Genomic DNA, 26,631 nt, shown 5'->3' with positions numbered 1-26,631 from the left:
CTCGACCGCCGTCACAACCGCTCCGCCAGCCGGTCCAGCAGCGGCAGCACGGCCAGCAGCTTGCGGCGCTCCACGGCCGTGAACTCCTCGGCCAGGGCCCGGGTGATGCGTTCGGTGGTGGCGGATCGCCGCTCCGACAACATCTTCCGACCGGTCGGCGTGACGGACATCAGCACCTTGCGGCCGTCGGCCGTGTCGGGCTCGCGGTGGACGAGGCCGCGACCCTCCAGTTCGGACAGTGTGACGCCCATGGCCTGCGGGCGGATCCGCTCCAGCTCGGCCAGCACGGCCGGCGTGTTCGGGCCGTCCCGGTCCAGCCGGGCCAGCACCGACACCTCGGACAGGGTCACGTCGCCCACCTCGTGGGCCTGCCGCAGCCGGCGCACGATCCGGCCGACGGCGACCCGCAGGTCGACGCCGGACCGGACCAGGTCCGGGGGCAGCTCGGTCAGCTCAGCCACGACTCGTAACGGTAGGTTTATCAGTCTGGGTTGGCAAGCTTCCTTCAGCGTCACCATAAGTAACGTTGCGTAATCAGCCTATTCTCCGTACCTCTGATGGACGCCCTCCATCGGCAGGCCAGGGAGGCACCATGACCAGCATCAACAGCTACCAGCGGCACGTCGATGACCGGCAGCTGGCGGAGGTGCTGGCGGCGGCCGGCGTTGGGGCCGAAAGGCTGGCCGAGCGGGTGCAGCTGGGCGAAGCCAGCTACAACACGGCCTATCGGCTGCGGCTGACGGACGGGTCGGGGCTGGTGTTGAAGGTGGCGCCGGACCCGGCGATGCCGGGCCTGTCCTACGAGCGCGACCTGATGCGGACCGAAACCCTGTTCTACCGCACGGCCGCCGCGCTGCCGGTGCCGACGGTGGTGCACGCGGACTTCTCCCGCACGCTGCTCGACAGTGACTTCCTGCTGATGACCGAGCTGCCCGGCAACAACTGGTACGGCCAACGCGAGTCGCTGGCCGACGACGACCGACGACGACTGCGTGGCGATCTGGGCCGGCTGGTGGCGTCGCTGCACCAGATCACCGGTGAGGAATTCGGCTACCCGCAAGGGAAAACGTCGTCCTCCTGGCGTGTGGCCTTCCTTGGCATGCTCGACGCCCTGCTGGCCGACGCGGAGCACTGGGAAACGTCGCTGCCACGGGAGGTGTCGCAGCTCCGCCGGCTGATCGCGGCCAACGCGCACGCGCTCGACGACGTGACCACGCCGGTGCTGGTGCATTTCGACCTGTGGGCAGGCAACATCCTGGTGCACGACAACGAGATCACCGGCATCGTCGACGGTGAGCGGGCGTTCTGGGGCGATCCGCTGGCGGAGATGGTGTCACTGGCGCTGTTCGCGTCCATTGAGGACGATGCCGCGTTCCTTGACGGCTACGGTGGCATCGAGTTCACGGACCGCGCGCGGCGGCGGTTGGCCCTGTATCGCACCTACCTGTACCTGATCATGCTCATCGAAGGCGCGCCCCGCGGCTACGAGGGTCCGGATCGGGAGGCGCTGGTGGAGATCACCTCGCTGCACCTGCGAAAAGCGTTGGCGGAGCTGGAATGACGATCGAGATCCTCACCCCGGAGTGTGGCCGACCGGGTCAGGGGTGGATGAACGGCGTCGTGGTGGCCAGCAGAACGAAGCCCAGCCGTTGCAGGATCGGGCTGCTGTCGTCCGAGGCGTCGGCCTGGAAGTAGCGGAATCCCCTGTCCGCGGCCAGCTTCGTGCCGTGCGCCACCAACGCCCGGAACAACCCCCGGCCGCGCCACTGCTTGAGCGTCCCGCAGCCCCACAGGCTGGCGAAGTCCGTGCCACGATGAAACTCCACGCGAGCGCAGGAAATCGGCACACCCCCGGCCAGAACCACGAAGCCGCGCTGGTTCTCCTTGTCTTCCAACAGTTTCCGACCCACAGCCGCGTAGTCTCCGCCGAACACCTCGTCGTGCACCTTCACGAACATCGCCGCCGCCTCGGCATCGGTCACCGGCACGAGCTCCGTCCCCGGCGGCAACGCGGCGTGGGTCGGCAGTTCATCGATCGCCGCCACCAGCAGGGCTTCGGTCGGCTCGGGCGTGAATCCCGCCGCCAGCAGGCGATCGGCAAGATCGGCCGGCTGGTCGTAGGAGTAGTGCTTCCACTCCCATTCCCGGTGCAGTGCGGCGAACCTGGCCACGTGCCCGGCGATCGCCGCGTCGGCGGTGGTCTCGTCGAGGTCGGTGGCCACGACCCCGGCCCAGTCGTCCTCGATCAGCACCTCCCCCTCGGCCCGGCGAATCTGACGGTCGAACTCGGCCAGCACAAGATCGCGGTCCACCGCCGTAGTATGCCGTCATGGCCGATCTCAAGCCGCCGCGCTCAGCTGTCGGCGAACGCGAGACGCTGCTCTCGTTGCTCCAGTACCAGCGCGACAGCCTCGTGCGGAAGGTCACCCAGCTGCCGCCCGGGGCCGAGCGGCTGCGGCTCGTGCCGTCCGAGACCACGCTGCTGTGGCTCGTCGAGCACCTCGCGTGGGCCGAGATTCTGTGGGTCTCCCACCGGTTCGCCGGTCACCCGCTGCCGTCGTCCACGGTTTACGACACCCTGGCCGAGGCCCTCGCCGCGTATCAGGAGGCGTGGACCACCGTCGACGAGATCGTCGTCGCGTCGGATCTCGACGACCTCTGCCGGCTCACCGACGAGGCCGTCAACCTGCGGTGGGTGCTCACCCACCTGCTCCAGGAGACCGCCCGGCACGCCGGTCACGCCGACATCCTGCGGGAGCTGATCGACGGTCGGACCGGGCGCTGACCTGAAGATCGAAAACAGGCGCCCCCGAATCAATCCAAGCACATCTCGCCGTGAGCCCGCCGATTCCGCATCCCCGTGGATCTTTGCCGAAGCAGCCCACCCGCCGCCTCGACTAGAATGGATTCGGGGGCTGCTCAGCTCCGAAGATCAATCCTTCGGCCGCTCGTCGATGACCCGCTTGAGCTTGCCGACCGACCGCTCCAACGTCTCCGGATCCACCACCTCGACCGCCACCGTCACACCGACGCCGTCCTTGACCCGCCCGACGATCTCCGCCGCGGCCGCGGACCGCTGCTCACCCCCGGCATCGGGCCGGGCCTCGACGACGACCGTCAGGTGATCCATCCGTTCCCGACGGCTGAGCCGAAGCTGGAAGTGCGGGGACAACCCGGCCGTCCCGAGCACGATCTCCTCGATCTGCGTGGGAAACACGTTCACCCCACGCAGGATGATCATGTCGTCGCTGCGGCCGGTGACCTTGTCCATACGCCGGAACGCCGGCCGAGCGGTGCCGGGGCGCAGCGCGGTGAGATCACGGGTTCGGTACCGGATGATCGGCAACGCCTGCTTGGTCAACGACGTGAACAGCAGCTCGCCGGTCTCGCCGTCCGGCAGCACGTTGCCGTACACCGGATCGATCACCTCGGGCAGGAAGTGGTCCTCCCAGATGTGCAGCCCGTCCTTGGTCTCCACGCACTCCTGCGCGACACCCGGCCCCATCACCTCGGACAGCCCGTAGATGTCGACGGCATGCAGCCCGGCCCGCGCCTCGATCTCGGCCCGCATCTTCTCGGTCCACGGCTCTGCACCGAAGATCCCGACCCGCAGCGAGCTGGTCACCGGATCGATGCCCTGCCGCTCGAACTCGTCCAACAGGGTCAGCATGTACGTCGGCGTGACCATGATGATCTCGGGCCGGAAGTCGGTGATGATCTGCACCTGCCGGGCGGTCATCCCGCCGGAGGCGGGAATCACCGTGCAGCCAAGCTTCTCGGCGCCGTAGTGCGCACCGAGGCCTCCGGTGAACAGGCCGTAGCCGTACGCAACATGAACCTTGTGCCCGGGCCGGCCGCCGGCGGCGAAGATGGAGCGGGCCATCACCGTGGCCCAGGTGTCGATGTCCTCGGCCGTGTAGCCGACCACGGTCGGCTTTCCGGTGGTGCCACTGGAGGCGTGGATGCGCCGGACCTGGTCCGGCGGCACGGCGAACATGCCGAACGGGTAGTTGTCCCGCAGGTCGTGCTTTGTCGTCACGGGAAAACCGGCCAGGTCGGCCAGCTCCCGACAGTCCTGCGGCCGCACCCCGGCCTCGTCGAACTTCTTGCGGTAGAAGGGGACGTTCTCGTACGCGTGCCGCAAAGTCCATTGTAGACGGCCGAGCTGGAGCGCACGCAGCTCGTCGGCGGAGAGCTGCTCGGCAGCCGTCAGCTCGCGCGCGGACGGCGCCGCACCCCATCCTGCCGTCATCGTCGACTCCACAGTTTACCGACCGAACGGACGGTTCAGAATGTGCCGCCGTCGCGGCCTTGTCAAGGATGCGGGCACGGCGTCGCCCGCTGTCCTAAACTGGGTGTGAGGGGGTGGACGCAGGGCGAGAGGACAAAGGTGCCGCGAGCTACGATTCGCGACGTCGCACGGGCGGCGGGCGTGTCGGTCTCCACGGTGTCGCGGGTGTTCACCCACCCGGAGCTGTTCCGCGACGAGACGCGGCTGAAGGTGCACACCGCGGCCGGGCAGTTGAACTACTCCCCCAACCGGAACGCGGCCTCGCTGACCACGGGGCGGACCGCGAACATCGGGCTGGTGGTGCCGAACCTGGCCAATCCGCTGTTCCCCGAGATGATCAAGGCGGCCCAGCACGGCGCCCGCGAACACGGCCTGGCCGCGCTGCTCGCGGACAGCGACGACAGCGCCGCCGACGAGGAGAAGCTGGTGCACGCCCTGGCCAAGGACGTGGACGGGCTGATCCTGTTCTCCTCGCTGCTGACCGACGAGCAGATCGCCTCGGTGGACTCGCTGCGGCCGCTCGTGTTCGTCAACCGGCACGTGCCCGGGCATCGCAGCGTGCTGGTCGACGCGCCGCACGCAATGTCCTTGCTCACGCAATATCTGGCCAATCTCGGCCACACCGCCGCCACCTACTACCCCGGGCCCGACAACTCGTGGGTCGCGCACGACCGGCTCGCCGCGCTGCGCAAGGCCGCTTCCACAACCGGCCTCGATCTGACGATCGCGCCGATGGGGCCCGCCTCGTACGAGAGCGGCAGCGCCGTCGCCGACGAGCTCGTACGACAACCGTTACCCACAGCCGTGCTGTGCTTCAACGACCAGATGGCCATGGGAGTCGTCGCCCGGCTGCTGCAACTCGGCGTGCGTATTCCTGAACAGACCAGCGTGACCGGCTGGGGCGGCACCAAGGTCGGCGCCTACTCCACGCCCGCGCTCACCACCATCGCCGCCCCGTTGGCCGATCTCGGTTCGGCCGCCGTCGCCGAGCTTCTCCTTGCCCAGCAGGATGATCCCGGCGCCGATCCCGCTCCCGTGACCCTGGAGGCGACGCTACAGGCCCGGGCTACCACCGGCCGGGCCCGCGACTGAGTCCTATTCGGACAGTTGCGTCGGCTTGGCCGGCTCCGGGTGCACCAGTCGGGCCACCACCGGCGGCACCAGGAGCAGCAGCAGGGAATAGTAGTTGACCGCCGGCACCAGCAGGACGAGGACGAACGCCGCCAGCATCGAGATCGTCGTGCCCAGCGTGTTGTACATCCAGCGGCCCGAGAGCCGCTCGCCCTCCTTGAGCAGCTTCGGGTTCGCCCGCACCGCCAGCGTCATCAGCGAGATGCACCCGCTGTTCACCACGATCGTGCCGATGTAGAGCAGGCAGGTGAACTCGTCGGTGCCGAAGCCGCCGACCAGCTGCGTGGCGAAGGGCATCACGATCACCGACAGCAGCCAGACCATGTTGGTCAGCATCAGCGTCTGGGTGTAGGCCCGCACGTGCTCGAACAGCCGGTGGTGGCCGAACCACTGGCGGCCGATCACCGCGAAGCTGAGCAGGAAGCTCCAGATCTTCGGCTGGTTCCGCGTGATCGCCTCGATCGGCTCGCCGTGCGCCGCCACCAGCTCCGGCACGATCTCCGTCAGCGGCAGCACCAGCAGCGTCAGCGCGATGGCGACCACCGCGTCGGTGAAGAACACCAGGCGTTCGGGCGACTTCTCGGTCATCGGTTCCCTTGTCGGTGTGACGGCACGGTGGCGAGCAACCCTAACCCGATCACCGCGGCCCGATCACCGGACGGCCGAGATAGGCCAGCACGGCCAGCACCCGCCGGTGGTCGTCGTCGCTGACCGGAAGATCAAGTTTTGCCAGGATGTTGGCCACGTGGCTCTCGACCGTCCGCGCCGTCAGGCACAGCCGCCGAGCGATGGCCGAGTTGGTGCGGCCTTCGGCCATCAGCGCGAGCACGTCACGTTCGCGAGGTGTCAGCTCCGCCGGCGGGCGGCCACCGATCAGCCGCGTGACCACGTCCGGGTCGAGCGCCGACCCGCCGGCCCGGACCCGGCGCAGCGCGTCGAGGAAGTCGTCGACGTCGAGCACCCGGTCCTTGAGCAGGTAGCCGAAACGGCCGCTGGCCACCAGTTCGACGGAATGCCGGCTCTCCACGTGTTGGGAGAGCAGGACAATGCCCAGTTCCGGGAAGTCGGCGCGCACCTGCCGGGCGACGCGGGCGCCGTCGTCGGTGTGGTCGGGCGGCATGCGGATGTCGATGATCGCCAGGTCCGGTTCGGTTTCGTGCACAGCACGCAGCACCGCCGAGGCATCGCCGGCCTTGGCCACGATCTCGTGCCCCGCGTCCTCGAGCAGCCGGGCCAGTCCTTCGCGGAACAGCACGGAATCCTCGCCGATCACGATGCGCACGGCAGCACCGCCTCGACCTGCGTGCCGGCACCGGCCGGACTGTGCACGCGGAGCGTGCCGCCGGTGGCCGCGACCCGGTCACTCAGGCCGGTCAGCCCGGTGCCGTCGTTGAAGGCAGCCCCGCCGATGCCGTCGTCGGTCACCGCCACCCGCAGCTGATCATCACACCGCTCGACGTGCACTCGGACCCGCTCGGCCTGGGCATGCTTGGCGGCATTGGTGATCGACTCGGCGACCACGTAGTAGGCGGTCGTGACGACATCCTCCGGCAGCTCGCCGGGATGCACGTCGAGTACCACCGACATGGGCATGGTGCTGGTCAACCCGGCCAGGGCCGGTCCGAGGCCGTCGTCGAGGCTGCTCGGCCGCAGACCGTGAGCGAGCTGGCGCAGCTCGGCGACGGCAGTGCCGAGCTCCGCCACACCGTGGTCCAACAGCCCGTCCACGTCGACCGATCCGGCCCGCAATTGACGCTGTGCCAACCTTAACGCCATGCCCAGCGTCACGAGGCGCTGTTGCGCGCCGTCGTGCAGGTCGCGTTCGAGCCGACGGCGTTCCTGGTAGCTGACGTGTTGCAGACGGCCGCGACTGGCCTCCACGTTCCGCAACGCCTGCCCGAGTTCGATACGCAGCCGGACCAGCTCGACCAGCAGGGCGCAGGCGGCGGCCAGCTCGCGCAGCAGCTCGCGGGAACTGCCGCCGTGCCAACGCAAAACGCCGATCTCGACGTCCCCGACCCGGATCGGCACCGACTCGTGCCCGGTGACGGCCGGCAGCGCGACACCGTTCGCGTCGACAAGATCGTCACGGCCGGGCAGGCGGTAGCCGACGCGCAGCGACGAGTCCCGCAATGCTTCGCCCAGCACGGTTTCGACATGCTCGGGCACCGACTGTCCGATGTGGACTTGTTGACGCAGAACGTCCAGAGCGGCCAATGCGGCCCGGCGGGCGGGATAGAGCCGGCGGTCCACCACCCGCTGCACCCGCTGCCGCACCGGAGCCAGCGCCAACACGCTGGCCGCGGTGACGATTGCCGCCGCCACCACGGAATCGCGACCGGCGAGGACACCGCTCAACGCGGACGTGGCGGCGAAAACCCCGAGCAGACCGGCCGTCACGACGGTGTAGGCGACCGTCGTGGACAGGGCCCGCCGCGAGTCGTAGAGCCCGTGGCGGAGCATCGCGATCGTGGTGGCGGCGGGAATCGCGAGGTAGGTCAGCACCAAGCCGATCAGCACCAGGTCCGCCCGGCCGAGGAACAGGTAGCTCGACCAGCACAGCAGCAACGTGATCGGCAGGAACATCATGGCCAGCGCGATCCAGGCCAGCTGTGCCCCGCGTACGGCGTCGGCCTGGCGGTAGCGACGCACGAGCGCGGTCGCCGCAGCGACCAGCAGCCCAAGGAAAGCGGCCAACAGGGCCAGGACGAAGGCGTCCGGATCATCCCTGGTGTCGATCGCTTCGCGGATCTCGAACGCCACCGCCACCACCGGCAGCCCGATCGCGACCAGTCGCCATCGTCGGGACGACAACGAGCCATCCGGGAAGTACAGCGCGAGCAACGCGACAGGCAGGTACCACAGCATCCACACGCCGTTGTCCAGCGCAGCGAGCAGACCGGCGCCGGGAACCACATCGGGCACGCGCGCGGAAGTCCTGGCCACCGCGTCCAGCAGCACCACGACGCACGGGGCCAATCCCATTCCCACCAGCAGGGCACCGACCATCTGGTTCGGCCGCCGGCGTGCCACCACCAGGCCAAGGACGACCGCCGGGAGCGCAATGACGACATCGACAGTCGCGGAGGCGATGTCCGCCGCATCCGGCGACCGCGCGAGCACAGCCGCGGCGGCCATCACCATCACCCCGGCTACCAGCGCCAATACCGTCGCCAGCCCTCGAACCCCCAGCACCGGCTCACTGTAGGGCCCTCAGCCGCCGAGCACATCCGTGCCAGTACGGAGAGGCACCTTCCGTGCCCGCCACGATGACGCGCCCCGGCGGCGATGGCCATCGTGGTGCGCAGTCATCGCCTAGCGCAAAGGAAACCGCATGAAGCTCTCATTCGGCATCGTGGCCTGACGCTTGTCACTGGTTGCCGCCGGCCAACCGGCCGGCCGCGACCGTGGCGAGCTCGGTGCGGTTGCCCACGCCGAGCTTGGTGAAGATGTGCGACAGGTGCGTCTTCACGGTTCCCCGGCTCATGAACAGCCTCGCGGCGATGTCCGGGTTGTTGAGGCCCTCCACCACGAGCCTGGCCACGCTGAGCTCGGTCGGGGTGAGGCTGTGCCAGCCGGAGGAGGGCCTCGACCTGGGGCCTCGGGTGCGACGGAGATACTCCACGGCCTCGTCGAGTGCCATGAGTGTGGAGTTGGTGGCGTGTGGCGCAACAGGAGCACGCCTTGGATACCCCATGCGCTCGCGGAGGGCGGTGGCCGAGGCGAGGACGTGATCGGCGCCGATGAGCCCGCCGATCGCGTCAAGACTGTCCACGCAGGCGAGCCGAAGGCCGTGGGTGACACGAATGGCAAGGGCCTGGTGGTGCAGGTCGGGGTCGCCGCTGAGGAAGCCTTGCTGCTCGTAGGCGTCGGCCAGGACACGGTGCATGCGCAGCTCGCCGGCCATGGTGACGGCCCGGTCGAGCAGCGCTTTGGCCTCGTCGCGACGGTCGAGGCCGATGAGCGCGGCGGCCAGCGGCGGCAGCGACTGCACGGCGATGCAGGACACGTGCTCAGTCGGCGCGGCCGCCTCGCGAAGCCAGGGTTCGGCCTCGGCGAACTCGGACCGGGCGAGGTGCAGGCTGCCCATCGCGACGGCCATGCCGGGCACGACCACGGGCCGGTCGGCGTTGCGGACCAGCGTGAGGACCGGCTCCATCAGCGCCAGGCCGGCGTCGGTGTCGCCGGTGCAGCTGTGCACGGTCGCGAGCATGCTGCGCGTGGTGCCGACCCGGTTGTAGTCGCCCAGTGGCGCAGCGATCCGCACGGCTTCCTCGGCGACGTCCCGGGCCAGGTCGAGCTCGCCGGTCAGCAACGCGCTCATGGCGCGAAAACAGAGTGCGGTCGCGGCGACGCCCCGGTCGCCACGGCGCAGCAGTTCGGCGGACGAGCTGGCCAGCAGCGGCACAGCCTGCTCGTGATCGTCCCGTAGGTGCAGCACAATTCCTTGCAGCGCAAGGGAGGAATCCCGGACGAACTCGTCATCGGAGATCTCGGCCGACGCCAGCGCGGCCAGGCTCTGTCGCCACGCGCCGTCCAGGTCGCCGAAGATCCGGCCGACGCCCTGCAACACCAGCGGCAGCCCGCGGTCACGCTCGTCGGCGGCGAACTTCAGCGCCCGGTCCAGCACGTCATAGCCCAGGTCGACCGGCCCGGCGACGTCGGTGACCAGTGCTATCCCGGTGAGCAGCCGGGACTGTAGCGGCGAGGTGTCCGCGGGGTCCCGATCCACGGCCCGGCGCAGGAAATCGATGCCCTCGTGGCCGGGACCGTGCAGGTGCCACAGCCACGGCAGCCCGGCCGCGAGCCGACGCCCCTTGGCCGGGTCCGCGGCGGTCAGCCCCCACTCCAGGGCGGCACGCAGGTTGCCGTACTCGACTCGCATCCGGATCCGCCAGGAATCCTTGTCCGGCGAGGAATCCTCGGTCACGTAGGCCAGGAAATGGTCGAGATGCCGGTCGCGCGTCGCCTCCTCCTCACCGGCCTCCTCCAGCCGGTCCGACGCGTACTCGCGGATCGTCTCCAGCAGGCGGTAGCGGCCGTCCTCGGCGACGACGAGCGATTTGTCGACAAGTCCGGCCAGCGTGATGAGAACGTCCCGATCGGCGACGGCCCGAGCGGCGTCGAGGGTGAATCCGCCGTGGAAGACCGCGAGGCGGCGCAACACCGTGCGTTCGGTGTCGTCGAGCAGGTCGTGGCTCCACTGCACGGAGGCCGCAAGCGTTTGCTGCCGGCTCGCTACGCCGCGTGGACCCCTCGTGAGCAGGGAAAACCGGTCGTCGAGGCCGTCGTTGATCTGCTGCGGGGTGAGCGTGCGCAGCCACGCGGCGGCCAGCTCCAGGGCCAGCGGCATGCCGTCGAGGCGCTCGCACATCGAAGCCACGGCCGCGCGGCTCGCCTCGTCCGGCTCGAACCCCGGCACGACCAGCCGGGCCCGTTCGACGAACAGGGCCTGGGCCTCGTCGGCAGCGATCGGCGGCACCCGCCAGACGACTTCGCCGGGGATGCCCAGCGGCTCGCGGCTGGTGGCCAGCACCGTCACCTCGGGACAGCTGCGAAGCAGCTCGGCGGCCAGGTCGGCGACGCCGTCCAGCACCTGCTCGCAGTTGTCCAGGGCGAGCATCAGCCGGCTGGTGCGCAGCTGCGGCGCGAGGCGGCCGGAGCCGACCAGGGCACCGACGGCGTCGGCCACCGCGTCGGCGACCAGCGCCGGGTCGGTGAGCTCGGACAGGTCCGCCCACCAGGCGCCCTGGGGCCAGAACTCCGAGTGGTTGGCGGCCAGCTGCGCGGCGAGCCGGGTCTTGCCGCTGCCGCCCGGTCCGGCCAGCGTGACCAGGCGTTCGCCGAGCAACAGGGTGCGCAGCGCGGACAGCTCGGCCTGCCGGCCGACGAAGCTGGTGAACTGCACCGGCAGGTTGTTCGGCACCTGGTCGAGCGAGCGCGGCGGGGTGTCGTCGTCGATCGCGTACAGGCGGATCGGGGACAGGAGATCCCGCAGTCGGTGCACGCCGAGGTCGTGAAGCCGCATCCGGTGCAGGCCGGCGGCGGTGGCCGCGGTGAGCAGCGTCTGGCCGCCGTTGGCGATCTCGCACAGGCGCCGGGCCCGGCGGATCGTCGGCTCGCCCTCGTCACCGGTGTGCAGCGCGACGCGCAGCCGCCCGGCTTGCGGCTCGTCCTCCTCGGCGAAGGCCCGGCGCAGCTCAGCAGCCGCCTCGACGGCCGCTGCCGCTGCCACGAAAGCGCCGTTGGTGGCGTCCAGCAGGAGCTCCAGCCGCTTTCGCGTCGCCTGCGCCGGGTCGTTCGGACCGGCCGCGCCGAGCGGATCGAGATCGGCGACCAGGTACGTCACGGACATGCCTGGTCATCCTGCCAGGCGCGGCGATATCAGCCACCCGTGTCGGCCATGTCGGCCACCTGGCAGATCTATCGGCCACGTTGCTCGGCGAGGCTTTGACCAGCAACAACGACACCGACTCAGGGAGCACGAGATGTCCGAGGTCATCGCCAACATGTCCATGTCGCTCGACGGTTTCGTCGCCGACACCAATGACGGCATCGAGCAGGTCTTCGGCTGGTACGGCAGCGGCGACGTGGCCGTGCCGACCGCCGTCGAATGGGCCACCTTCCGCACCTCCGAGGCCAGCGCCGGCGTGCTGCGGCACGGCCTGGCCACCATCGGCGCCCTGATCGGCGGCCGGCGGCTGTTCGACCTGGCCAGCGGCTGGAACGGCCAGCACCCGATGGGCGTGCCGGTGTTCATCGTGACCCACCAGGAGCCGACCGACTGGGCCCACCCCGAGGCCCCGTTCACCTTCGTCACCGACGGCATCGAGAGCGCCGTGGCCAAGGCCAAGGCCGCCGCCGGCGACAAGAACGTGGCCGTGGCCAGCCCGACCGTCGTCCAGCAGTGCCTGGACGCCGGGCTGCTCGACGCCGTGCAGGTCGACCTGGTGCCGGTGCTGCTGGGCCAGGGCATCCCGTTCTTCGGCGAGCTGGCCAAGGGCCCGGTGCAGCTGGACGGCCCGACCGTGGTCGAGGGCCAGGGCGTCACCCACCTCACGTACCGGGTCCGGCGCTGATCCGCACGTCGGCGGACCGGCCGGGGTGTCCGGTCCGCCGGCCCATATTCACTTGTCCCCCAATGGTTATCGCATCAACTCCTCAGGAACGCGAAGGTCCTCGATCTGGTACGCGGCCTTGACGGCCGCCGGGTCGTCGCCCGCGCACGCGGCGGCGATCCGATCCATGAGCTGGTCGAACTCGTCGCCGGTGCGGCCCTGGTAGGAGTCCTCCATGCGCCCCCACTCGTCCCAGGGCAGCGTCTCGATCTTCATCAACGAGGCCAGGTCGCGGATCAGGTTGCCGCGGATCTCCCCTACGCCCCAAGCGAAGTCGACACCATGGACGCCGAACAGGCTGCCGTCCACCTCGCCCGTGCGATACCACTGCCAGGCCTCGCCGCCGGTCAGGAACGCGCCCGGCGGCAGGTCGTCCGATTGGGGGACGTACGGCCGGTGCAGGTGCTCGACGTCAACGCGCACCCACCGGTCGTCCCGTCGGAACTCGACGATCCAGTGGTCAAGGTTCTTGCCAGCCACGAAATACGTGCCGAAGCCGCAGCGGGCCCGAGCCGGAATGCCCCGCTGCCGTAATAGCGCCGTCGCCAGCGTCGACCAGTGTCGACAGGTGCCGACCACACGTCGGTCCGGCGGCCGCGGCACGTCCAGCGGTGCCGGGTCGATCGCTGTCAACGCGTCGATGAGGTCAGTGGCCGGGCGGATGTTCCGCTCGGCCAGGCATTTCTCCGGCACGCCGGCGGCCGGCGCGTCCGTCGGCTGGATGAACAGGTGCTGCACCGCCGCGCAGATGCCGATCGGATCGTCGGGCAGGCCCTTGGTCAGCGGGACCTGCTCCGACGCCACGGCGGTGAACACACCTGGTGTGGCGTAGTCGATGTCCATGCGTCGAATGCTAGGGAACGGGTCTGACAGTTCTCGGGAACACGGGGCTCGGCGCCGGCAGAATCTCGCCGCCGCACTGCTCGGAGATGCGCCGGGCCGCCGCCGGCAGGAACGGCGTCAGGTGCTCGGCGATGTCCCGGCAGGCCGCAACCAACTCCGCCAGCACGCCGTCCAGCTCAGCCGGCTTTTCCTTGAGCTGCCAAGGTTTTGTCGCGTGCACGTACCGGTTGGCCTCGTCGCCGACGCGTGTCACCGCCTCGACCGCGCGCCGGAAGTCGAAGTCCCGGAGCGCGCTGTCGATCGTCCCGGCCGCCTCGGCTCGAGCCCGTCTCAGCGTCTCCGCCGGCAAATTCTGCTCCTGTACCAAGGGAACCACGCCGTCCCGATACTTCCGCACCATCGACACCGTACGGTTGACCAGGTTGCCGAGATTGTTGGCCAGGTCCTCGTTGAACCGGGCCGCCAGCCGGTCCTCCGAGTAGTCGGTGTCGCCGGTCCTTGCGACGTCCGCCAGCAGCCACCAGCGCAGCGCGTCGACCCCGACTTGCGTTGCTATATATAGGGGATCGGGCGTCCCGCCGAGCGACTTCCCGATCTTGCGCCCGTTCGCGGTAAGGTACTCGTGCACCAGCAACCGGGACGGCAACTCAAGACCGGCCGAGAGGAGCATGGATGGCCAGTAGACGGCGTGGAAGCGAATGATGCCCTTGCCGATCACATGGACGCGTTCGCTGTCAGGCCAACGATCACCGGCACCGGTGAGGTAGTTGACGAGGGCGTCGAACCAGACGTAGATCACCTGGCCCGGGTCGCCGGGCACCGGAATCCCCCAACCACGAGCACGGGCAACACTTCTGCTGACGCTGAAGTCGTCGAGCCCGCCGGCCAGGAAGGCGAGCACCTCTCGCTTCCGGGTCGCCGGCACGATCTCGACGGCATCGGCCTCGATCAGCTCGGCCAGCCGGTCCCGGTAGCGGCTGAGCCGGAAGAACCAGTTGTCCTCCGATACCAGTTCCGGTTTCTCCTCGTGCTCCGCGCAGTCGCCGTCGACGAACGCCTCGCAGCCAACGCAGTACAGTCCCGTGTACGACTTCCGATACAGATCGCCGCTGCGTTCACAGGCCCGCCACAGCCGTTCGACGGCGGGTCGGTGGCGAGGATCGGTGCTGGTGCGCACGAAGTCGTCGAAGGACAGGTCCAGCGCCTCGTTCAACGCCACGAAGCGGTCCGCCATGCGGGCGACGTAGTCCGCGACCGGGATGCCCTCCGCCTCCGCGCTGCGCACGTTCTTCAGCGCGTTGTCGTCCGTCCCCGTCTGCGACCACACCTCGTCGCCGCGCTGTCTCCGGTGCCGCGCAAGAACATCCGCCTGCACCAGCTCCAGCGCGTGACCGATGTGCGGCGACCCGTTCACGTACGGGATCGACGTCGTCACCACTGTCCGCCCCATGCGTTGAGGCTAGGCAGTGGGGGCAATCGGTTTACGCGCTGCGGGCGGCCTGGTGGCGCTCGATGACCGCGCGGGCCCTGGCCGTCTTCACCGCGGCGGTGAGGGTTTCGAGGTCGAACGAGCCGTAGTGGCGCTGGCCGTTGATGAAGAAGGTGGGCGTGCCGGAGACGCCGCTGAGGTCGGCCGACTGGACGTCCTGGGCGATGCGGGCCTCGTGCTGGTGTCGTTTGAGGTCGTCGTGGAAACGCTCGCGGTCGAGGCCGAGTTCCTCGGCGTAGGAAAGGAGATCGACGATACGGAGATTGTCCTGGCGCTGCATGAGCAGGTCGTGCATGGGCCAGAAGGCGCCCTGCGCCGCCGCGGCCTCGGCCGCCTCGGCGGCGAGTTGGGCCCGGGGATGGACATCGGTCAGCGGGAGGTGACGCCAGACGTAGCGAAGATCGGTGTCGGCGAGCAGGTCGCGGACGACGGGCTCGGCGAGACCGCAGTAGGGGCACTCGAAGTCGCCGTACTCGACGACGGTGACGGAGGCGTTCGCCGGACCGCGGATGTGGTCGCGGTCCGGGTCGACCTCGTCAACGAGGTCGATGAGCTGCTCGGAGGTGCCGAGCAGCGCCAGGGCCTTCTTCTTGGGTGAGAGGTAGCGGGTCGTGTGGTAGACGGCCCATGTGACACCGGACGAGAGGAGAACCGCTGACAGCACGCCGACCTTGGCCTGGTCGAGTTCCTGGCCCCGCAAGGCAAGCGTGGCGATGAGCAGTGACACCGTGAAGCCGATGCCGGCGATGGTGCCGCTGCCGGCGACGGCCAGCCAGCCGACCGGCGGCCGGATCCGGCCGTGGCTGAGCCGGGTGATCAGCCACGTGGTGCCGACGACGGCGACGGGCTTGCCGACGACGTAGCCGAGGATGATGCCGAGAGTCACCGGCGAGGTGTAGGCCCGGACCAGGAAGCCGCCGTCGATGGCCACGCCGGCGTTGGCCAGGCCGAACAGCGGCACGATGACGTAGCTGGTCCACGGGTGGAACATGTTCTGCAGCCGGGAGTTGGGCGACAGGCTTCGGTTCAGCCCGGCGGTGGCCTCACGGGCCAGTTCGGCCGTCGGCTGCTCGCGGAACAGCCGGAACAGGCCGGTGGCCCGTTCCAGGTCGTCGCGGGCCGGGGTGTAGGCCGAGGTGGCCAGGCCGACGCCGAGCCCGACCACGACCGGGTCGACGCCGCTCTCCAGCAGAGCCAGCCAGGAGATCACGCCGAGCAGCGCATGCACGACGCCGCTGCGTACGCCGATCACGCGCAGGACGACCAGCACGGCGAACACGAGTACCGAGACGATCAGCGGCAGGACGCTGATCTGCTCGCTGTAGGCGATCGCGATCACCAACAGGGAAACGAGGTCATCAACGACGAACACCGTGAGCAGGAAGACTCGCACGCGGTCCGGGACACCGCGGCCGAGCAGCGTGAGCAGGCCGAGGGCCAGGGCCGTGTCGGTGGACATCGCCACGCCCCAGCCGTGGGCGCCGGGGCCGCCGAGGTTGACCACGGTGTAGATCAGTGCGGGCAGGGCCAGGCCGACCAGGCCGGCGCTGAACGGCAGCAGGAAGCGGCGCCGGTCGCGGAAGTCGCCGAGGTCGAACTCCCGGCGCGCCTCCAGGCCGACGACCAGGAAGAACAGCGTCATCAGGCCGCTGTTCACCCACTCGCGAAGGTCGGCCGAGACCTCCGCGCCGCTCAGCCGCACCGACAGCGTGGTCCGCCAGAACGCCTCGTAGGAGCCGGTGTCCACGTTGGACCACAGCAGCGCCGCCACGATCGCCGCGACCAGCACGCCGGCGCTGGCCGACTCGGTGCGCAGGAACGCCCGGATCGGTGCGGCGATGCCGCGCTGCCACAGGGTCCGCTGCCGGGTGGGCTCGCTCACGGAGGCGAAGTTTACCGAGTGAGCGAGCCCGCGTGCCCGATCGCGCACGCATTCCAGCAGGTCAACGCCACCCCTTTTGTCACATGCGGTCCGGATGTGCCGCTGGGAGGCAAGTATGACGCGCATGTGACATTGGGGGCGGCGGGTCAGACCTGCGCCAGCAGCTCGCCGATGTCGGCTCGGGCGACGTTGCCCATCTTGCGGCCGATGCCCATGGCCAGCATCTCCAGCTTGCCCATGAGCTGGGCGAAGTCGGTCGGCAGCATGGCCTGCTTGCCGTCGCACAGAGCCTGCTCGGGACGGATGTGCACGTCAATGAGCAGGGCGTCGGCGCCGACCGCGGCGGCGGCCAGGGTGAGCGGCTCGACCAGGGAGGGGATGCCGGCGGCGTGGCTGGGATCGACCATGACCGGCAGGTGGGAACGCTGCTTGAAGACGGCGACCGCGGACAGGTCGAGGGTGAAGCGGGTGGCGGTCTCGAAGGTGCGGATGCCGCGCTCGCAGATGACGACCTGGTCGTTGCCGGCGTTGAGCAGGTACTCCGCGGCGCCGAGGGTCTCGTCGATGGTGACGCCGAAGCCGCGCTTGAGCACGACCGGGATGCCGGCCTGGCCGGCCGCGGTGAGCAGGGAGAAGTTCTGCATGTTGCGGGCGCCGATCTGGAGGGCGTCGGCGGTGGCGGCGACCCGCTCCACGTGGTCGGGCTGGACGACCTCGGTGACGATGGGCAGGCCGGTCCGCTCCCGGGCCTCGGCGAGCAGGTCGAGGCCGTCCCAACGCAGGCCCTGGAAGCTGTAGGGCGAGGTCCGGGGCTTGAAAGCCCCGCCGCGCAGGCCGACGACACCGCATTGGGCGACGGCGTCGGCGCTGGCGAACAGCTGCTCGCGGGTCTCGACGGCGCACGGCCCGGCGAACACGTTGATGGTGCCGTCGCCGATGGTGGCCGGCCCGATCCGCACCACGGTCCCCTCGGGACGCAGCGCCCGGTCGGGGAGGCGGATCTCGCCGGTCAGCGGCACCTCGCGGATCGGACGGGGCAGCCAGCCGGAGACGGCGGTGTCGTGCGGCACGTCCGGGGCGACGAGCACGGGCGTCGAGCCGAGTCGGTACGCGGCGGAGCGGGCGCCGGCCAGCTCGAAGTGGTGCTGCCAAGCCTGGATCTGCTCGTCCGAGACGGCGGTGTCGAAGACCATGACGGTGCTGGACATGGGGGTTATCCCTTCCCTGACGGAGGCGGTCGCTACAGCTGGCCCTGGACGGCGACCGCCGCCCCGGTGTGGGTGGAGACATAAGTGGCAAGATCGGAGTACTTCTCGCGGAGCTGGCGCTTGAGCACCTTGCCGGTGACACCGACGGGCAGGTCCTCGTCGCCCGCGGCGATCTCGAGCACCCCGAGCTGGAGGTGCCCGGCCGCCGCGAGGGCCTCGTTGGCCAGCCGCAACAGCTTCTCGGCCTCGACCTCGGCCCGGACGGTCACGACGGCGACCGGCACCACCGCGGCACCGGCCCGGCCGGCGATGACGGCGATATCGACGACGTCGGGCACGTCGGAGAGGATCGCCTCCTCCATGAACACCGAGTAGCCGGTGCCCTGCGGGGTCTCGATGGCGTCCACGGTCCGGTCGACCAGGAAGTGGTCGCCGTGCTCGTCGCGGTAGGCGTTGTCGCCGGTCAGCCAGTAGCCGCCGAGCCGGAACCGGTACGTGAGGTCGGAGTTGCCCCAGTAGCCGGGCGTGATCGCCGGGCCCCTGGCGGCCAGCAGGCCGACCTCGTTGGCGTCGGCGAACGAGCCGTCCTTGCGCAGGATGGCGACCTCGGAGACGCCGACCGGCTGGCCGGCACAGCGGTCGTTGCGTTCGGTGCTCAACGTCCGGGCCTTGAGCAGCGCGCCCCAGCCGAGCTCGGTGGTGCCGAGCCGGTCCAGGAAGGTCGCTTCGGGACGGTCCGACGATCGCTGGCGCAGCAGGTGATGGATGTGCGCCTCGTGCACAGCGTCGCCGATGGACACCCAGAAGTCAACGGAGTCAACGGTTCCCGGCTCCAGGGACAGGGCGGGAATCTCGGAATAGGCGTGGGCGAAGGACATCACGGCCGTCGGCCGGTGCTCGAGAACCGCGTCGATCAGATCCGCGCCGCTGTAGTCACGGCCGGCGATGGTGTTGGCGCCGGCGAGCACGGCGTAGGTGCTGTACGCGATGCAGCCCAGGTGCGACTGGGGCAGACCGGTCAGCGTGACCGCGCCGGGCCGCTCCTTGTGGTCCACCAACCGGAACTTGGGCCCGGCGGCGATGGACTCATGAGTGTGGATGGTCGGCTTGGGCACGCCCGTGGTGCCGGAGGAGTGCAGGATGACCACCGGGTCCTCGGCGACGTGCCGGAAACGGTCGGCGTGGGCCAGCTCGGCGGCCGGCGGCGCGGGGACGTCCTCGGCGACGACGACCCAGGCCAGCTCGGGCAGCTCACCCAGCTGGGCGAGGCGTTCCCGGTCGACGTACAGGCCGACCGGAGTGGTCTGGGCCAGCAGCGACCGGGCGATGAACTCGCTGGCCCGACTGTTGATCAGCACGCCGATGGCGCCGATCTGGGCCAGGGCGTGGAAGTGCACCGAGTAGGCGTACGAGTCCTCGATGTGCACGGCGACGCGGTCGCGCGGCTGCACGCCCTTGCTCAGGTAGAACACCGACCAGCTCTGGACCAATTGGTCCAGTTCCAGCAAGGTGAAGGTGTGCTGCGGCTGCCCGTCGGTGGTGGTGATCGGGCGGACCGAGTGCAGGAAAGGCTGATCCGGGTGGGCATTGGCCTTGATCGCCGAGGGCAGCAGGTTGCCGCCGCCGACGGCCGGGTCGGCGGCCAGCGCGGCGCGTTGTTGCGGCGACAGGATCGTGTCAACGGACAGGGTCATCGAGACACCTCACGGAGTTGAAGTCAGCGGATGGCGTCGAACGACCGCGCACAGGCGGCGGAGTGCAGCGAGACGGTCGATCCGAGGTAGCCGCGCAACCCCTCCAGCAGCGCGGTGAAATCCTCGGGCGAGCCGGCGTCGACGAGGTCGGCCAGGTCGCGGGCGGCCGCCGCCAGCGCGCGTCGGGCTTGCGGCGCAAGAGAATTGGCGGACTGTACGTCCCAGTACACCTCGGGCGTGCCGGTGGTGATGCGAGCGAGCAGGGCGAGCAGAGTTCGGTGCGGTGGCGGCGCGATCGCGGTGAGCTCCTCGATGCCGACGTCCAGCGCCGCCAGCGCCGACCCGAAGGCCAGCACGGCAGCGTGGGTCAGAGCCTGGCTGGCCGCCGCGAGCCGGTCGTGCCGATCGGCGCTCACCCGGATCACCCGGCCGCCCCACGACGTCAGCAGCTCGGTGAACGCCGTCGCCCGGTCCCCGCCCCGGAGTTCCACGACCGCCACCGGGCGGCCGAAAAATCCGAGGCTGGGGGCGAACATCGGGTTGACACCGAGAACCTGCTGTTCGATCTGGGTCCGGGCCACCTCGGCGGCGAACGGGCCTTTGACCGACAGCGTGTCCACGATCAGGGCGCCGGGTCGCATGCTCCGGGCGAGGGGCAACAGCGCGGAGCATGCGACCGGCTCGGGCACCGCCAGCACGACGACGTCGGCGGTGGCCAGAAGAGCGCGCAGCAGTGGCTGTGGATCGAGAATATCACCGGAAACACTGTCGGCACAGGGAATCGGGCGTGACTGCTTGTCCACTGCGGACACTGCCCAGCCCGAGCCGGCGAGCAGCTCAGCGAAGAGCGTGCCCACCGCACCGGCCCCGCCGACCACCACGCACCGGGGTCGCGGTGTCACGACTCCCCGGCATGCAGAGAGTCGACCAAGGTGCCGACGGGCGAATCGGACGGGGATGGGCGGGATGTGCCGGGGTCGCTCGGGGAGAGCCGGGCGGTGTCGGTGTCGGCCGGGGAATGCCGGGCGGTGTCGGTGTCGGCCGGGGAATGCCGGGCGGTGTCGGTGTCGGCCGGGGAATGGCGAGCAGTGTCGGTGTCGGCCGGGGAATGGCGAGCAGTGTCGGTGCCGGTCTGGGAATGGCGAGCAGTGTCGGTGTCGGTCGGGGAGTGGCGGGCGGGGTCCGGATCGGGCAAGAAGAGGGTTGCGTCGGGGACGGCGTCGAGCAGGGAATCGGTGGTGTCTGAATCGGTGGTCGTGTGCAACACCGCGGTGACCATGGCGCGGGATTTCACCACGGTCTCCTCGAACTCGTCGACCGGGTCGGACAGGGCGATGATGGCGCCGCCGACGCCGAAGGTGACCTGGTCGGGGGTGACGACGAGGGTACGGATGACGATGTTCAGATCGGTTGCGCCGCAGAGGGAAAACCAACCGATGGTGCCGGAGTAGGCGCCGCGAGGGCCCTCCTCGAGGCGGTCGATGATCTCCAAGGTGCGGAGCTTGGGGGCGCCGGTCATGGAACCGCCGGGGAAGGCGGCACGGACACAGTCCACAATGGACGCGCCGGGTCGGAGGGTGCCGCGGATGGTGGAGACGAGCTGGTGCACGGGGGCGTAGGTCTCGACCTGGAACAAGCGGGGCACGTGCACGGAACCGACCTCGGCGACGACGTTGAGGTCGTTGCGGATGAGGTCGACGATCATCAGGTTCTCCGCGCGGTCCTTCTCGTTGTCGAGCAGGCCCTGACAGATTTCGGCGTCCTCGGCGGGAGTTGCGCCGCGCGGACGGGTGCCCTTGATCGGCTTGGACTCGACGACACGATCGGTGCCGATGGTCATGAACCGCTCCGGCGAGGCGGAAAGGAGGGCCACGTCGGGGAAGTCGAGCAACGCGCCGTACGGCACGGGACTGATTCGCCGCAGCTCGCGGTAGGTGGTCAACGGATCGACGCGCCGGTGCAGCCGGACCTGGTTGGTCAGACAGATCTCGTAGGACTCGCCGTGGTAGATCTCCTCCAGACATTCGTGCACACGCTTGAGATAGGCGTCCCGCTCGTGCCGCAGCTCGACGAAGCCAGCCGCGGGAGCGGAGGTCATGCCCACCAGCACCGGCTTGTCCGCCAAGGAATCCGGGTGCGCGGGCAGGTCGTGCAACAACGCCGAAGTGGTGTCCAGCCAGGGGTCGTCCTCGGTCAAGGACAGCAGATAAGCCCGGTTCTCCACGTGATCTACGGCCACCATGCGGTCCACGAAAAGCAGGGCGGCGTCCGGTTCGGCGGCGGCGTAGGCCACCGAGCCGCCGGTCTCGCCCTTCAGCTCGTAGCCGAGATAGCCGACGTAGCCGAGGTTGAAGTCGAACGGCAGGCCCGGCGGCTTCGGCACGGAACGGGTCCGCAGCTGCTCGTCGAGATAGTCGAAGAACGGCTGCTCGACGACCTCCGGCTCAACGCCGGCCCGGTGCACGGTGACCGACCGAGTACCCACTCTGTAGGTCAGGTACTCGGCCAGCGGGCCGGAACCGTCGCCCAGGAAGGAGAACCGGGACAAACCGTCGATCACCGAGCTGCTATCCAACCAGAAACTGTGCTGCGCGCGGGAAAATAGCGCCTCGTAGGCGGCTTCGGCGTCGGGCGCGTGGTCCAAGGTGCGGACGTGCACCCGATAGCCCTGCGTCTTGTTCCCGTGCCGCAGGGCCAGCTCGCGGAAGTTGGCCAGCAGCTCGCGACCGTGCTCGCTGCTGATCGACTCGGGGTGGAATTGCACTCCCCAGATCGGCTTCGTCTTGTGCCGCACGCCCATCACCACGCCGTCCTCGGTCCAGGCGACCTCTTCGAGGTCGTCGGGCAGGTCGGTGACGGCCAGCGAGTGGTAGCGCACGACGTTGAACGGCGACGGCAGGCCGGCGAAAACGCCGTCCCCGGTGTGCCGCACGGCCGAGACCCGACCGTGCATCGGCGACGGGGCGTGGGTGACGCGCCCACCGAACAGGTGGCAGATTCCTTGGTGCCCAAGGCAAACGCCCAACACGGGTAGACCGCTGTTCAGGATTGCGTCGGCGCTGACACCGAAGTCCCGGGCCCGGTCGGGGCTGCCCGGCCCGGGCGACACGACGATGGCGTCGAACATGTGCAGCGGGATCTTGGCCCACTCCACGTCGTTGCGCACCACGGTCGGCGGCGTGCCGTTGACCTCGCCGAGCAGCTGGTAGAGGTTGTAGGTGAAGGAATCGTAGTTGTCGATCAGGAGTGTTCGCATGAGGCCTTCCCTTCGGCCGCGCCGATCACCTCGTCCTCCACGCGGCAGGTCTCGGCGATGACCAGGTCGTAGAGCCGGCGCAGGAAGTCGGCGTCGACCCCGGAGGCCGCCGCGAAGCGGGCGGCACGCTGCTGCACCACGCCGATCCGGTGCGGCTGCATCATCGGCACGTCGTGCCGCCGCTTGACGTGCGCGATCTCCACGCAGACCGAGATCCGGTCGCGCAGCACGTCGAGGAACTGCTCGTCGATGCCGTCGAGTCGGGCGCGCAGCCGGGCCAGTTCGGCGTCCGCGGTCCCATCCATGGGTTGTGCCCCTTCGATTGTCGGTTACACCGGCTGCGGAACAGTTCTAGCCATGGGCCTTCCCTTAGACGTAGAGCGAACCGCGGGCCACGACGACCGCCGAGCCCGCCACCTCCACCCGTTCGATGCGGTTCGCCGAGCCGAAGGCGGTGGCCAGCATGGTGGACGGGCGCCCCATCTCGACACCCTGCTTGATCTCGATCTGCCGGCCGAACTCGATCAGCCCGTGCCGGGCCAGGTGCACGGCCAGCGGACCGGCGGCCGACCCGGTGGCAGCGTCCTCGGCGACTCCATAAGCCGGCGAGAACATTCGGCTGCGCCAACGGTATCCGCTGCCGGCGAAGCAGTTCACCGCCACGTTCGGCAGCTTGGCCAGCACCAGCAGGTCGGGCCGGATCGCACTCAGGGCTGGAATATCCGAAACGCCAACGAAAACGTGCCGAGGACCATTCCGGTACACCTCGACCGGCAGGATCGGATCCGTGACATGAATCCCTTCGAGCAGCGTGTCCAACAGCTCGTACGGCTGCCATTCCGGCACCGGCTGCCGCATGGTCGCGGACAGCACGCCCTCCACGGATCGGGTGAAGGTGAACGGAATCGTGGCCTCGTGGGTCTCCAATTCCATACTGTCCACCGGATCCGCGTCGGCCAGCGCGATAGCCGTGCCGAGCAGCGGATGCCCGGCGAACGGCAGCTCGTTGACCGGCGTGAAGATCCGCACCCGCCGATAGCCGCCTTTGTCCGGCGGCAGCACGAAAGTCGTCTCCGACAGGTTCATCTCACGGGCGATCTGCTGCATGCGTTCGGTGGACAGGCCCTCGCTGTCCAGGAACACCGCCACCGGGTTGCCCAGCAGCGGGGTGGTGGCGAACACGTCGGCCACCACGTAGCGCCGGGCCTGCGTGCCGGCGCGATGCCGGTCGACCGCGACGACTGTAGCCATACGAAATCCTCCTTGGTTCAGCCGCGGATGACGCTCTTGGTGCGCATCAGGAAGTCCGCGAGGTAGCCGTCGTGCGGCAGGCCGGGCTCGGTCCAGTGGGTCGGATGCCGGCCGACGAACACGTTGCCGATGCCGGGTTCGGCCATGAGCTGGTCGACAAGGCGCTCGTCCTCGGTGGCCACGGTGAGCACGAGCGTGTCCTGCAACGGCTCGATGCCGTCGGCCCTGATCCACGGCCCGATCCACACGCACGGGAACGGCATTTCCGCGCCGAGCTGCGGCGAATCGGGCCGGTCGACCTGGTGCACGGCCGGCCGCAGCACGGCGCTGCCGTCGCCGAGGTCGTGAAGGATGCCGTCGCCGCCCAGCCACGAACGCGTGCCTTCGGCCTTGCTGCGCAGGAATCGGTCCAGCGCCTGCGCGGAAGCCAGCTGCTGCACGGGAAGCACGGCGTCCGGGTGCTCCGGTGGCAGGCTCGGCAACTCGGCCAGCCGCGAAGCCACGGCCTCGGCCAGCGGCGTCGGATCGCCCTCGACCAACACGCCTGTGGTGTTCACGCAACCACCGCCGGCGTGGTTGGCCACTGACGACACGATCACGTCGACGTAGTCGCGCCAGTCGACGTCCTCGGTGATCAAGATCTTCGACCGGCCCGGTTGCTGTTGCAGGACAGCGGGATCGTCGGCGTACTTGCGGATGATGTCGTCGCCGCCGTAGGCCAGATCGGCGCCGGCCAGGATGGCATCGCCGGCGGCCTGATCGGTCGGGAGCAGCACCACCTGGTCCGGGCCGAAGCCGGCGGCCCGCAGCGCCGCCACCATTCGGTACGGCGTCAGCGGTTCACGTCGCGTCGGCCGCACGGCGACCCGGTAACCCAGCGCCAACGCTTCCGGCCACAGGCTGTGCGCGCCGGGGTGCGTGCCCGATGCGTGCACGGAAAACACCTCGCCGCGCCGGGTCCAGACCGCGCTTCCCTTGCATGTCCGGGCATCCCGCCAATCGGCGACCGCACCATGGGGCCGGGCCAATGAGATGCTGTCACCAATCTGCGCCAACCGTCGAGCGGCGACCTCCGCGCCCTCACGAATCACGGTGATCGGCAGACCGCCGATTCGGGCCGCCAGCAGGAAATACTCCTCGGCCGGCATCCCGTCCACCGAGCCGGTGGCGAACAGCTCGCCAGCGTAACGCAAGGCTGCCAGCCGCTTGTCCAGCTCCATCGGATCGGTGTCGCGCAACGTGTCCATGGCCCGCGTGACCAACAGCGTCGGCACGGAGCTCAGCTGCGCCACCTCGGCCCCGGTCACGTCGGTGACGGCGGTCCGCGTGCGGGAGCGGTAGTTCCCGTTGGGCAGCAACGCGTCCAGGTCGGCCATCAGTACACCCCTTCGATCACTTCTTCCTCCTCGAACCGGGTGACCGGGGCGATGCCGGCGACGGCGTCGCCGACCTTGCCGGGCAGCGGCTCGATCCGGGTGGCCAGGTCGCGCTCCAGGTTGTTGGGCAGGAACAGCGCCTTGCTGACGTGGTTCATCACCACCTGGCCGCGCTCGCCGTACGGCACCGGCCGGCGGGCCTTGGGGTCGATCACCGCGAAGGTCACGTACGGCGAGAAGGTGTCGAACACACACGGGTCGTCGTCGGTCAGGCCGGCCCGCTCGCCGGCGATGCCGAGGATCATCGTGCTGCCGTAGTGCCCGTACAGCGTGACGTCCGGGAAGATGTCGTTCTTGTAGACGTCCCGGGTGTCCTGGTCGAGCTGCGTTCCGCCCCAGCGGATGGCCTTGACCTTGTCGTTGACCAGGTCGACCAGCTCAGGCCGGCGGGCCAGCCGCTCCAGCAGCGGCGGGGTGATCGTCAGCACACCGATGGGCTGCGTGCGCAGCACGAACTCCAGCTGGTCGATCAGGTGCTCGGCGTACGCGTCGGCCTCGCGCTGGCGGCCCTGGGCGATGACCTTCTTGACCCACCGCGGGTCCAGGTCGATGGTGAAGCCCAGCCCGCCACGGGCGGCCGCGGAGCGGCGGAACAGCTCGCCGACGATGTGCGGGCCGGTCGGCAGCACGCCCAGCCAGTCGGCGTCCTGGGGGAAGCCGAACAGGTCCAGGTTGGCGCAGCTCCAGTCCAGCAGCTTGGCCATCCAGTCCTTGGTGCACAGCACCCGCTTGGGGGCGCCGGTGGTGCCGCCGCTCTCGAACACGCCGAGCACGTCGCCGATGCCGTAGGCCCGGGGCAGCAGATCGCGGGCCGGCACGTCACGGAGTTCGTTGGTGACGTTGGGGAACAGCCACAGGTCGTGGTGGCTCTTGACGTCGGCCCGCGGGTCGAAGTCCAGGGTTTCGGCCTTGCGCAGCCAGAACGGCGACCCGGTCTCCGGGTTGAAGTGCCATTCCATGGCTGCCTTGATGAACTCGTCCGGGTCGGGCGTGACGTCGAAGGGCAGGTCGAGGATGTCGGTCATGATCTCT

22 protein-coding genes are annotated in these 26,631 nt (G+C 69.5%); 4 read left to right on the top strand and 18 right to left on the bottom strand.

Features of this window, described 5'->3' with window-relative positions; translation table 11 throughout:
- Nucleotides 1-11: 11 nt before the first annotated feature.
- Entirely contained in the window at nucleotides 12-461 is a 450-nt protein-coding gene (locus M3Q35_RS41355; RefSeq protein ID WP_273938031.1) for a MarR family winged helix-turn-helix transcriptional regulator, read from the bottom strand.
- A 131-nt stretch (nucleotides 462-592) separates the two neighbouring features.
- Here M3Q35_RS41355 and M3Q35_RS41350 point away from each other — a divergent pair, with 131 nt between their 5' ends.
- Nucleotides 593-1,561: a phosphotransferase family protein gene (locus M3Q35_RS41350; RefSeq protein WP_273938030.1), complete on the top strand. Its 969-nt coding sequence runs from the start codon at nucleotides 593-595 to the stop codon at nucleotides 1,559-1,561.
- A 37-nt stretch (nucleotides 1,562-1,598) separates the two neighbouring features.
- Here M3Q35_RS41350 and M3Q35_RS41345 read toward each other — a convergent pair whose 3' ends face one another.
- Nucleotides 1,599-2,312, bottom strand: a complete 714-nt coding sequence (locus M3Q35_RS41345) for a GNAT family N-acetyltransferase (protein WP_273938029.1) — start codon at nucleotides 2,310-2,312, stop codon at nucleotides 1,599-1,601.
- A 17-nt stretch (nucleotides 2,313-2,329) separates the two neighbouring features.
- Between M3Q35_RS41345 and M3Q35_RS41340 the strand changes: the two genes are divergently transcribed.
- A complete protein-coding gene (locus M3Q35_RS41340; RefSeq protein WP_273938028.1) occupies nucleotides 2,330-2,785 on the top strand; it encodes a DinB family protein in 456 nt (151 codons plus the stop codon).
- A gap of 147 nt (nucleotides 2,786-2,932) precedes the next feature.
- Here M3Q35_RS41340 and paaK read toward each other — a convergent pair whose 3' ends face one another.
- Complete coding sequence (gene paaK / locus M3Q35_RS41335) at nucleotides 2,933-4,252, bottom strand: phenylacetate--CoA ligase PaaK (protein ID WP_273938027.1); 1,320 nt, start codon at nucleotides 4,250-4,252, stop codon at nucleotides 2,933-2,935.
- 138 nt (nucleotides 4,253-4,390) lie between these two features.
- Between paaK and M3Q35_RS41330 the strand changes: the two genes are divergently transcribed.
- The gene (locus tag M3Q35_RS41330; protein WP_273938026.1) at nucleotides 4,391-5,383 is read left to right on the top strand and encodes a LacI family DNA-binding transcriptional regulator; all 993 of its coding nucleotides are present in this window, start codon (nucleotides 4,391-4,393) and stop codon (nucleotides 5,381-5,383) included.
- A gap of 3 nt (nucleotides 5,384-5,386) precedes the next feature.
- Here M3Q35_RS41330 and M3Q35_RS41325 read toward each other — a convergent pair whose 3' ends face one another.
- The 4 genes from M3Q35_RS41325 to M3Q35_RS41310 form a co-directional block, all read right to left on the bottom strand.
- On the bottom strand, nucleotides 5,387-6,010 hold the full coding sequence (locus M3Q35_RS41325) for a TMEM175 family protein (RefSeq protein WP_273938025.1): 624 nt from the start codon (nucleotides 6,008-6,010) through the stop codon (nucleotides 5,387-5,389).
- A gap of 49 nt (nucleotides 6,011-6,059) precedes the next feature.
- The gene (locus M3Q35_RS41320; protein WP_273938024.1) at nucleotides 6,060-6,704 is read right to left on the bottom strand and encodes a response regulator; all 645 of its coding nucleotides are present in this window, start codon (nucleotides 6,702-6,704) and stop codon (nucleotides 6,060-6,062) included.
- On the bottom strand, nucleotides 6,692-8,617 hold the full coding sequence (locus M3Q35_RS41315) for a sensor histidine kinase (RefSeq protein ID WP_273938023.1): 1,926 nt from the start codon (nucleotides 8,615-8,617) through the stop codon (nucleotides 6,692-6,694). Before M3Q35_RS41315 ends, M3Q35_RS41320 begins: the two co-directional genes overlap by 13 nt.
- Nucleotides 8,618-8,792: 175 nt before the next feature.
- Nucleotides 8,793-11,777 carry a helix-turn-helix transcriptional regulator gene (locus tag M3Q35_RS41310; RefSeq protein WP_273938022.1) on the bottom strand — a complete coding sequence of 995 codons (2,985 nt, stop codon included), beginning with the start codon at nucleotides 11,775-11,777 and terminating at the stop codon, nucleotides 8,793-8,795.
- Between the two features lie 133 nt (nucleotides 11,778-11,910).
- Between M3Q35_RS41310 and M3Q35_RS41305 the strand changes: the two genes are divergently transcribed.
- The gene (locus M3Q35_RS41305; protein ID WP_273938021.1) at nucleotides 11,911-12,501 is read left to right on the top strand and encodes a dihydrofolate reductase family protein; all 591 of its coding nucleotides are present in this window, start codon (nucleotides 11,911-11,913) and stop codon (nucleotides 12,499-12,501) included.
- A gap of 66 nt (nucleotides 12,502-12,567) precedes the next feature.
- Here M3Q35_RS41305 and M3Q35_RS41300 read toward each other — a convergent pair whose 3' ends face one another.
- The 11 genes from M3Q35_RS41300 to M3Q35_RS41250 form a co-directional block, all read right to left on the bottom strand.
- Nucleotides 12,568-13,383 carry a transglutaminase-like domain-containing protein gene (locus tag M3Q35_RS41300; protein WP_273938020.1) on the bottom strand — a complete coding sequence of 272 codons (816 nt, stop codon included), beginning with the start codon at nucleotides 13,381-13,383 and terminating at the stop codon, nucleotides 12,568-12,570.
- Nucleotides 13,384-13,393: 10 nt separating this feature from the next.
- A complete protein-coding gene (locus tag M3Q35_RS41295) occupies nucleotides 13,394-14,833 on the bottom strand; it encodes a methionine--tRNA ligase (RefSeq protein WP_273938019.1) in 1,440 nt (479 codons plus the stop codon).
- A 31-nt stretch (nucleotides 14,834-14,864) separates the two neighbouring features.
- Nucleotides 14,865-16,754, bottom strand: a complete 1,890-nt coding sequence (gene nhaA / locus M3Q35_RS41290; RefSeq protein WP_273938017.1) for a Na+/H+ antiporter NhaA — start codon at nucleotides 16,752-16,754, stop codon at nucleotides 14,865-14,867.
- Between the two features lie 146 nt (nucleotides 16,755-16,900).
- On the bottom strand, nucleotides 16,901-17,962 hold the full coding sequence (gene aroF / locus M3Q35_RS41285; protein ID WP_273938016.1) for a 3-deoxy-7-phosphoheptulonate synthase: 1,062 nt from the start codon (nucleotides 17,960-17,962) through the stop codon (nucleotides 16,901-16,903).
- 32 nt (nucleotides 17,963-17,994) lie between these two features.
- Nucleotides 17,995-19,656, bottom strand: coding sequence for a class I adenylate-forming enzyme family protein (locus M3Q35_RS41280; RefSeq protein ID WP_273938015.1), 1,662 nt, complete (start codon nucleotides 19,654-19,656; stop codon nucleotides 17,995-17,997).
- Between the two features lie 23 nt (nucleotides 19,657-19,679).
- Nucleotides 19,680-20,558 (bottom strand): prephenate dehydrogenase/arogenate dehydrogenase family protein, encoded by an 879-nt coding sequence (locus tag M3Q35_RS41275; protein WP_273938014.1) that lies wholly within the window; start codon nucleotides 20,556-20,558, stop codon nucleotides 19,680-19,682.
- The gene (pabB, locus tag M3Q35_RS41270; protein ID WP_273938013.1) at nucleotides 20,555-22,912 is read right to left on the bottom strand and encodes an aminodeoxychorismate synthase component I; all 2,358 of its coding nucleotides are present in this window, start codon (nucleotides 22,910-22,912) and stop codon (nucleotides 20,555-20,557) included. The genes M3Q35_RS41275 and pabB overlap by 4 nt, the downstream gene beginning before the upstream one ends.
- Nucleotides 22,897-23,217, bottom strand: coding sequence for a chorismate mutase family protein (locus M3Q35_RS41265; protein ID WP_273938012.1), 321 nt, complete (start codon nucleotides 23,215-23,217; stop codon nucleotides 22,897-22,899). Before M3Q35_RS41265 ends, pabB begins: the two co-directional genes overlap by 16 nt.
- 64 nt (nucleotides 23,218-23,281) lie before the next feature.
- Nucleotides 23,282-24,163, bottom strand: a complete 882-nt coding sequence (locus M3Q35_RS41260) for a PhzF family phenazine biosynthesis protein (RefSeq protein ID WP_273938011.1) — start codon at nucleotides 24,161-24,163, stop codon at nucleotides 23,282-23,284.
- A 17-nt stretch (nucleotides 24,164-24,180) separates the two neighbouring features.
- Nucleotides 24,181-25,539: an aldehyde dehydrogenase family protein gene (locus M3Q35_RS41255; protein ID WP_273938010.1), complete on the bottom strand. Its 1,359-nt coding sequence runs from the start codon at nucleotides 25,537-25,539 to the stop codon at nucleotides 24,181-24,183.
- The gene (locus M3Q35_RS41250) at nucleotides 25,539-26,624 is read right to left on the bottom strand and encodes an acyl-CoA synthetase family protein (RefSeq protein WP_273938009.1); all 1,086 of its coding nucleotides are present in this window, start codon (nucleotides 26,622-26,624) and stop codon (nucleotides 25,539-25,541) included. Before M3Q35_RS41250 ends, M3Q35_RS41255 begins: the two co-directional genes overlap by 1 nt.
- Nucleotides 26,625-26,631 lie beyond the last annotated feature (7 nt).

Source organism: Kutzneria chonburiensis (genome assembly GCF_028622115.1).
GTDB classification, from domain to species: Bacteria; Actinomycetota; Actinomycetes; order Mycobacteriales; family Pseudonocardiaceae; genus Kutzneria; species Kutzneria chonburiensis.
Note: the sequence above shows the minus strand (reverse complement) of the source record. Positions and strands in the feature narration are given on the sequence as shown.

Coding starts and splice junctions, on each gene's coding strand:
- M3Q35_RS41350 (WP_273938030.1), top strand. CDS start 593: ATGACCAGCATCAACAGCTACCAGCGGCACGTCGATGACCGGCAGCTG.
- M3Q35_RS41295 (WP_273938019.1), bottom strand. CDS start 14,833: ATGGGGCGGACAGTGGTGACGACGTCGATCCCGTACGTGAACGGGTCG.
- M3Q35_RS41310 (WP_273938022.1), bottom strand. CDS start 11,777: ATGTCCGTGACGTACCTGGTCGCCGATCTCGATCCGCTCGGCGCGGCC.
- M3Q35_RS41305 (WP_273938021.1), top strand. CDS start 11,911: ATGTCCGAGGTCATCGCCAACATGTCCATGTCGCTCGACGGTTTCGTC.
- paaK (WP_273938027.1), bottom strand. CDS start 4,252: ATGACGGCAGGATGGGGTGCGGCGCCGTCCGCGCGCGAGCTGACGGCT.
- M3Q35_RS41260 (WP_273938011.1), bottom strand. CDS start 24,163: ATGGCTACAGTCGTCGCGGTCGACCGGCATCGCGCCGGCACGCAGGCC.
- M3Q35_RS41265 (WP_273938012.1), bottom strand. CDS start 23,217: ATGGATGGGACCGCGGACGCCGAACTGGCCCGGCTGCGCGCCCGACTC.
- M3Q35_RS41300 (WP_273938020.1), bottom strand. CDS start 13,383: ATGGACATCGACTACGCCACACCAGGTGTGTTCACCGCCGTGGCGTCG.
- M3Q35_RS41340 (WP_273938028.1), top strand. CDS start 2,330: ATGGCCGATCTCAAGCCGCCGCGCTCAGCTGTCGGCGAACGCGAGACG.
- M3Q35_RS41325 (WP_273938025.1), bottom strand. CDS start 6,010: ATGACCGAGAAGTCGCCCGAACGCCTGGTGTTCTTCACCGACGCGGTG.
- M3Q35_RS41280 (WP_273938015.1), bottom strand. CDS start 19,656: ATGACCCTGTCCGTTGACACGATCCTGTCGCCGCAACAACGCGCCGCG.
- pabB (WP_273938013.1), bottom strand. CDS start 22,912: ATGCGAACACTCCTGATCGACAACTACGATTCCTTCACCTACAACCTC.
- M3Q35_RS41250 (WP_273938009.1), bottom strand. CDS start 26,624: ATGACCGACATCCTCGACCTGCCCTTCGACGTCACGCCCGACCCGGAC.
- aroF (WP_273938016.1), bottom strand. CDS start 17,962: ATGTCCAGCACCGTCATGGTCTTCGACACCGCCGTCTCGGACGAGCAG.
- M3Q35_RS41255 (WP_273938010.1), bottom strand. CDS start 25,539: ATGGCCGACCTGGACGCGTTGCTGCCCAACGGGAACTACCGCTCCCGC.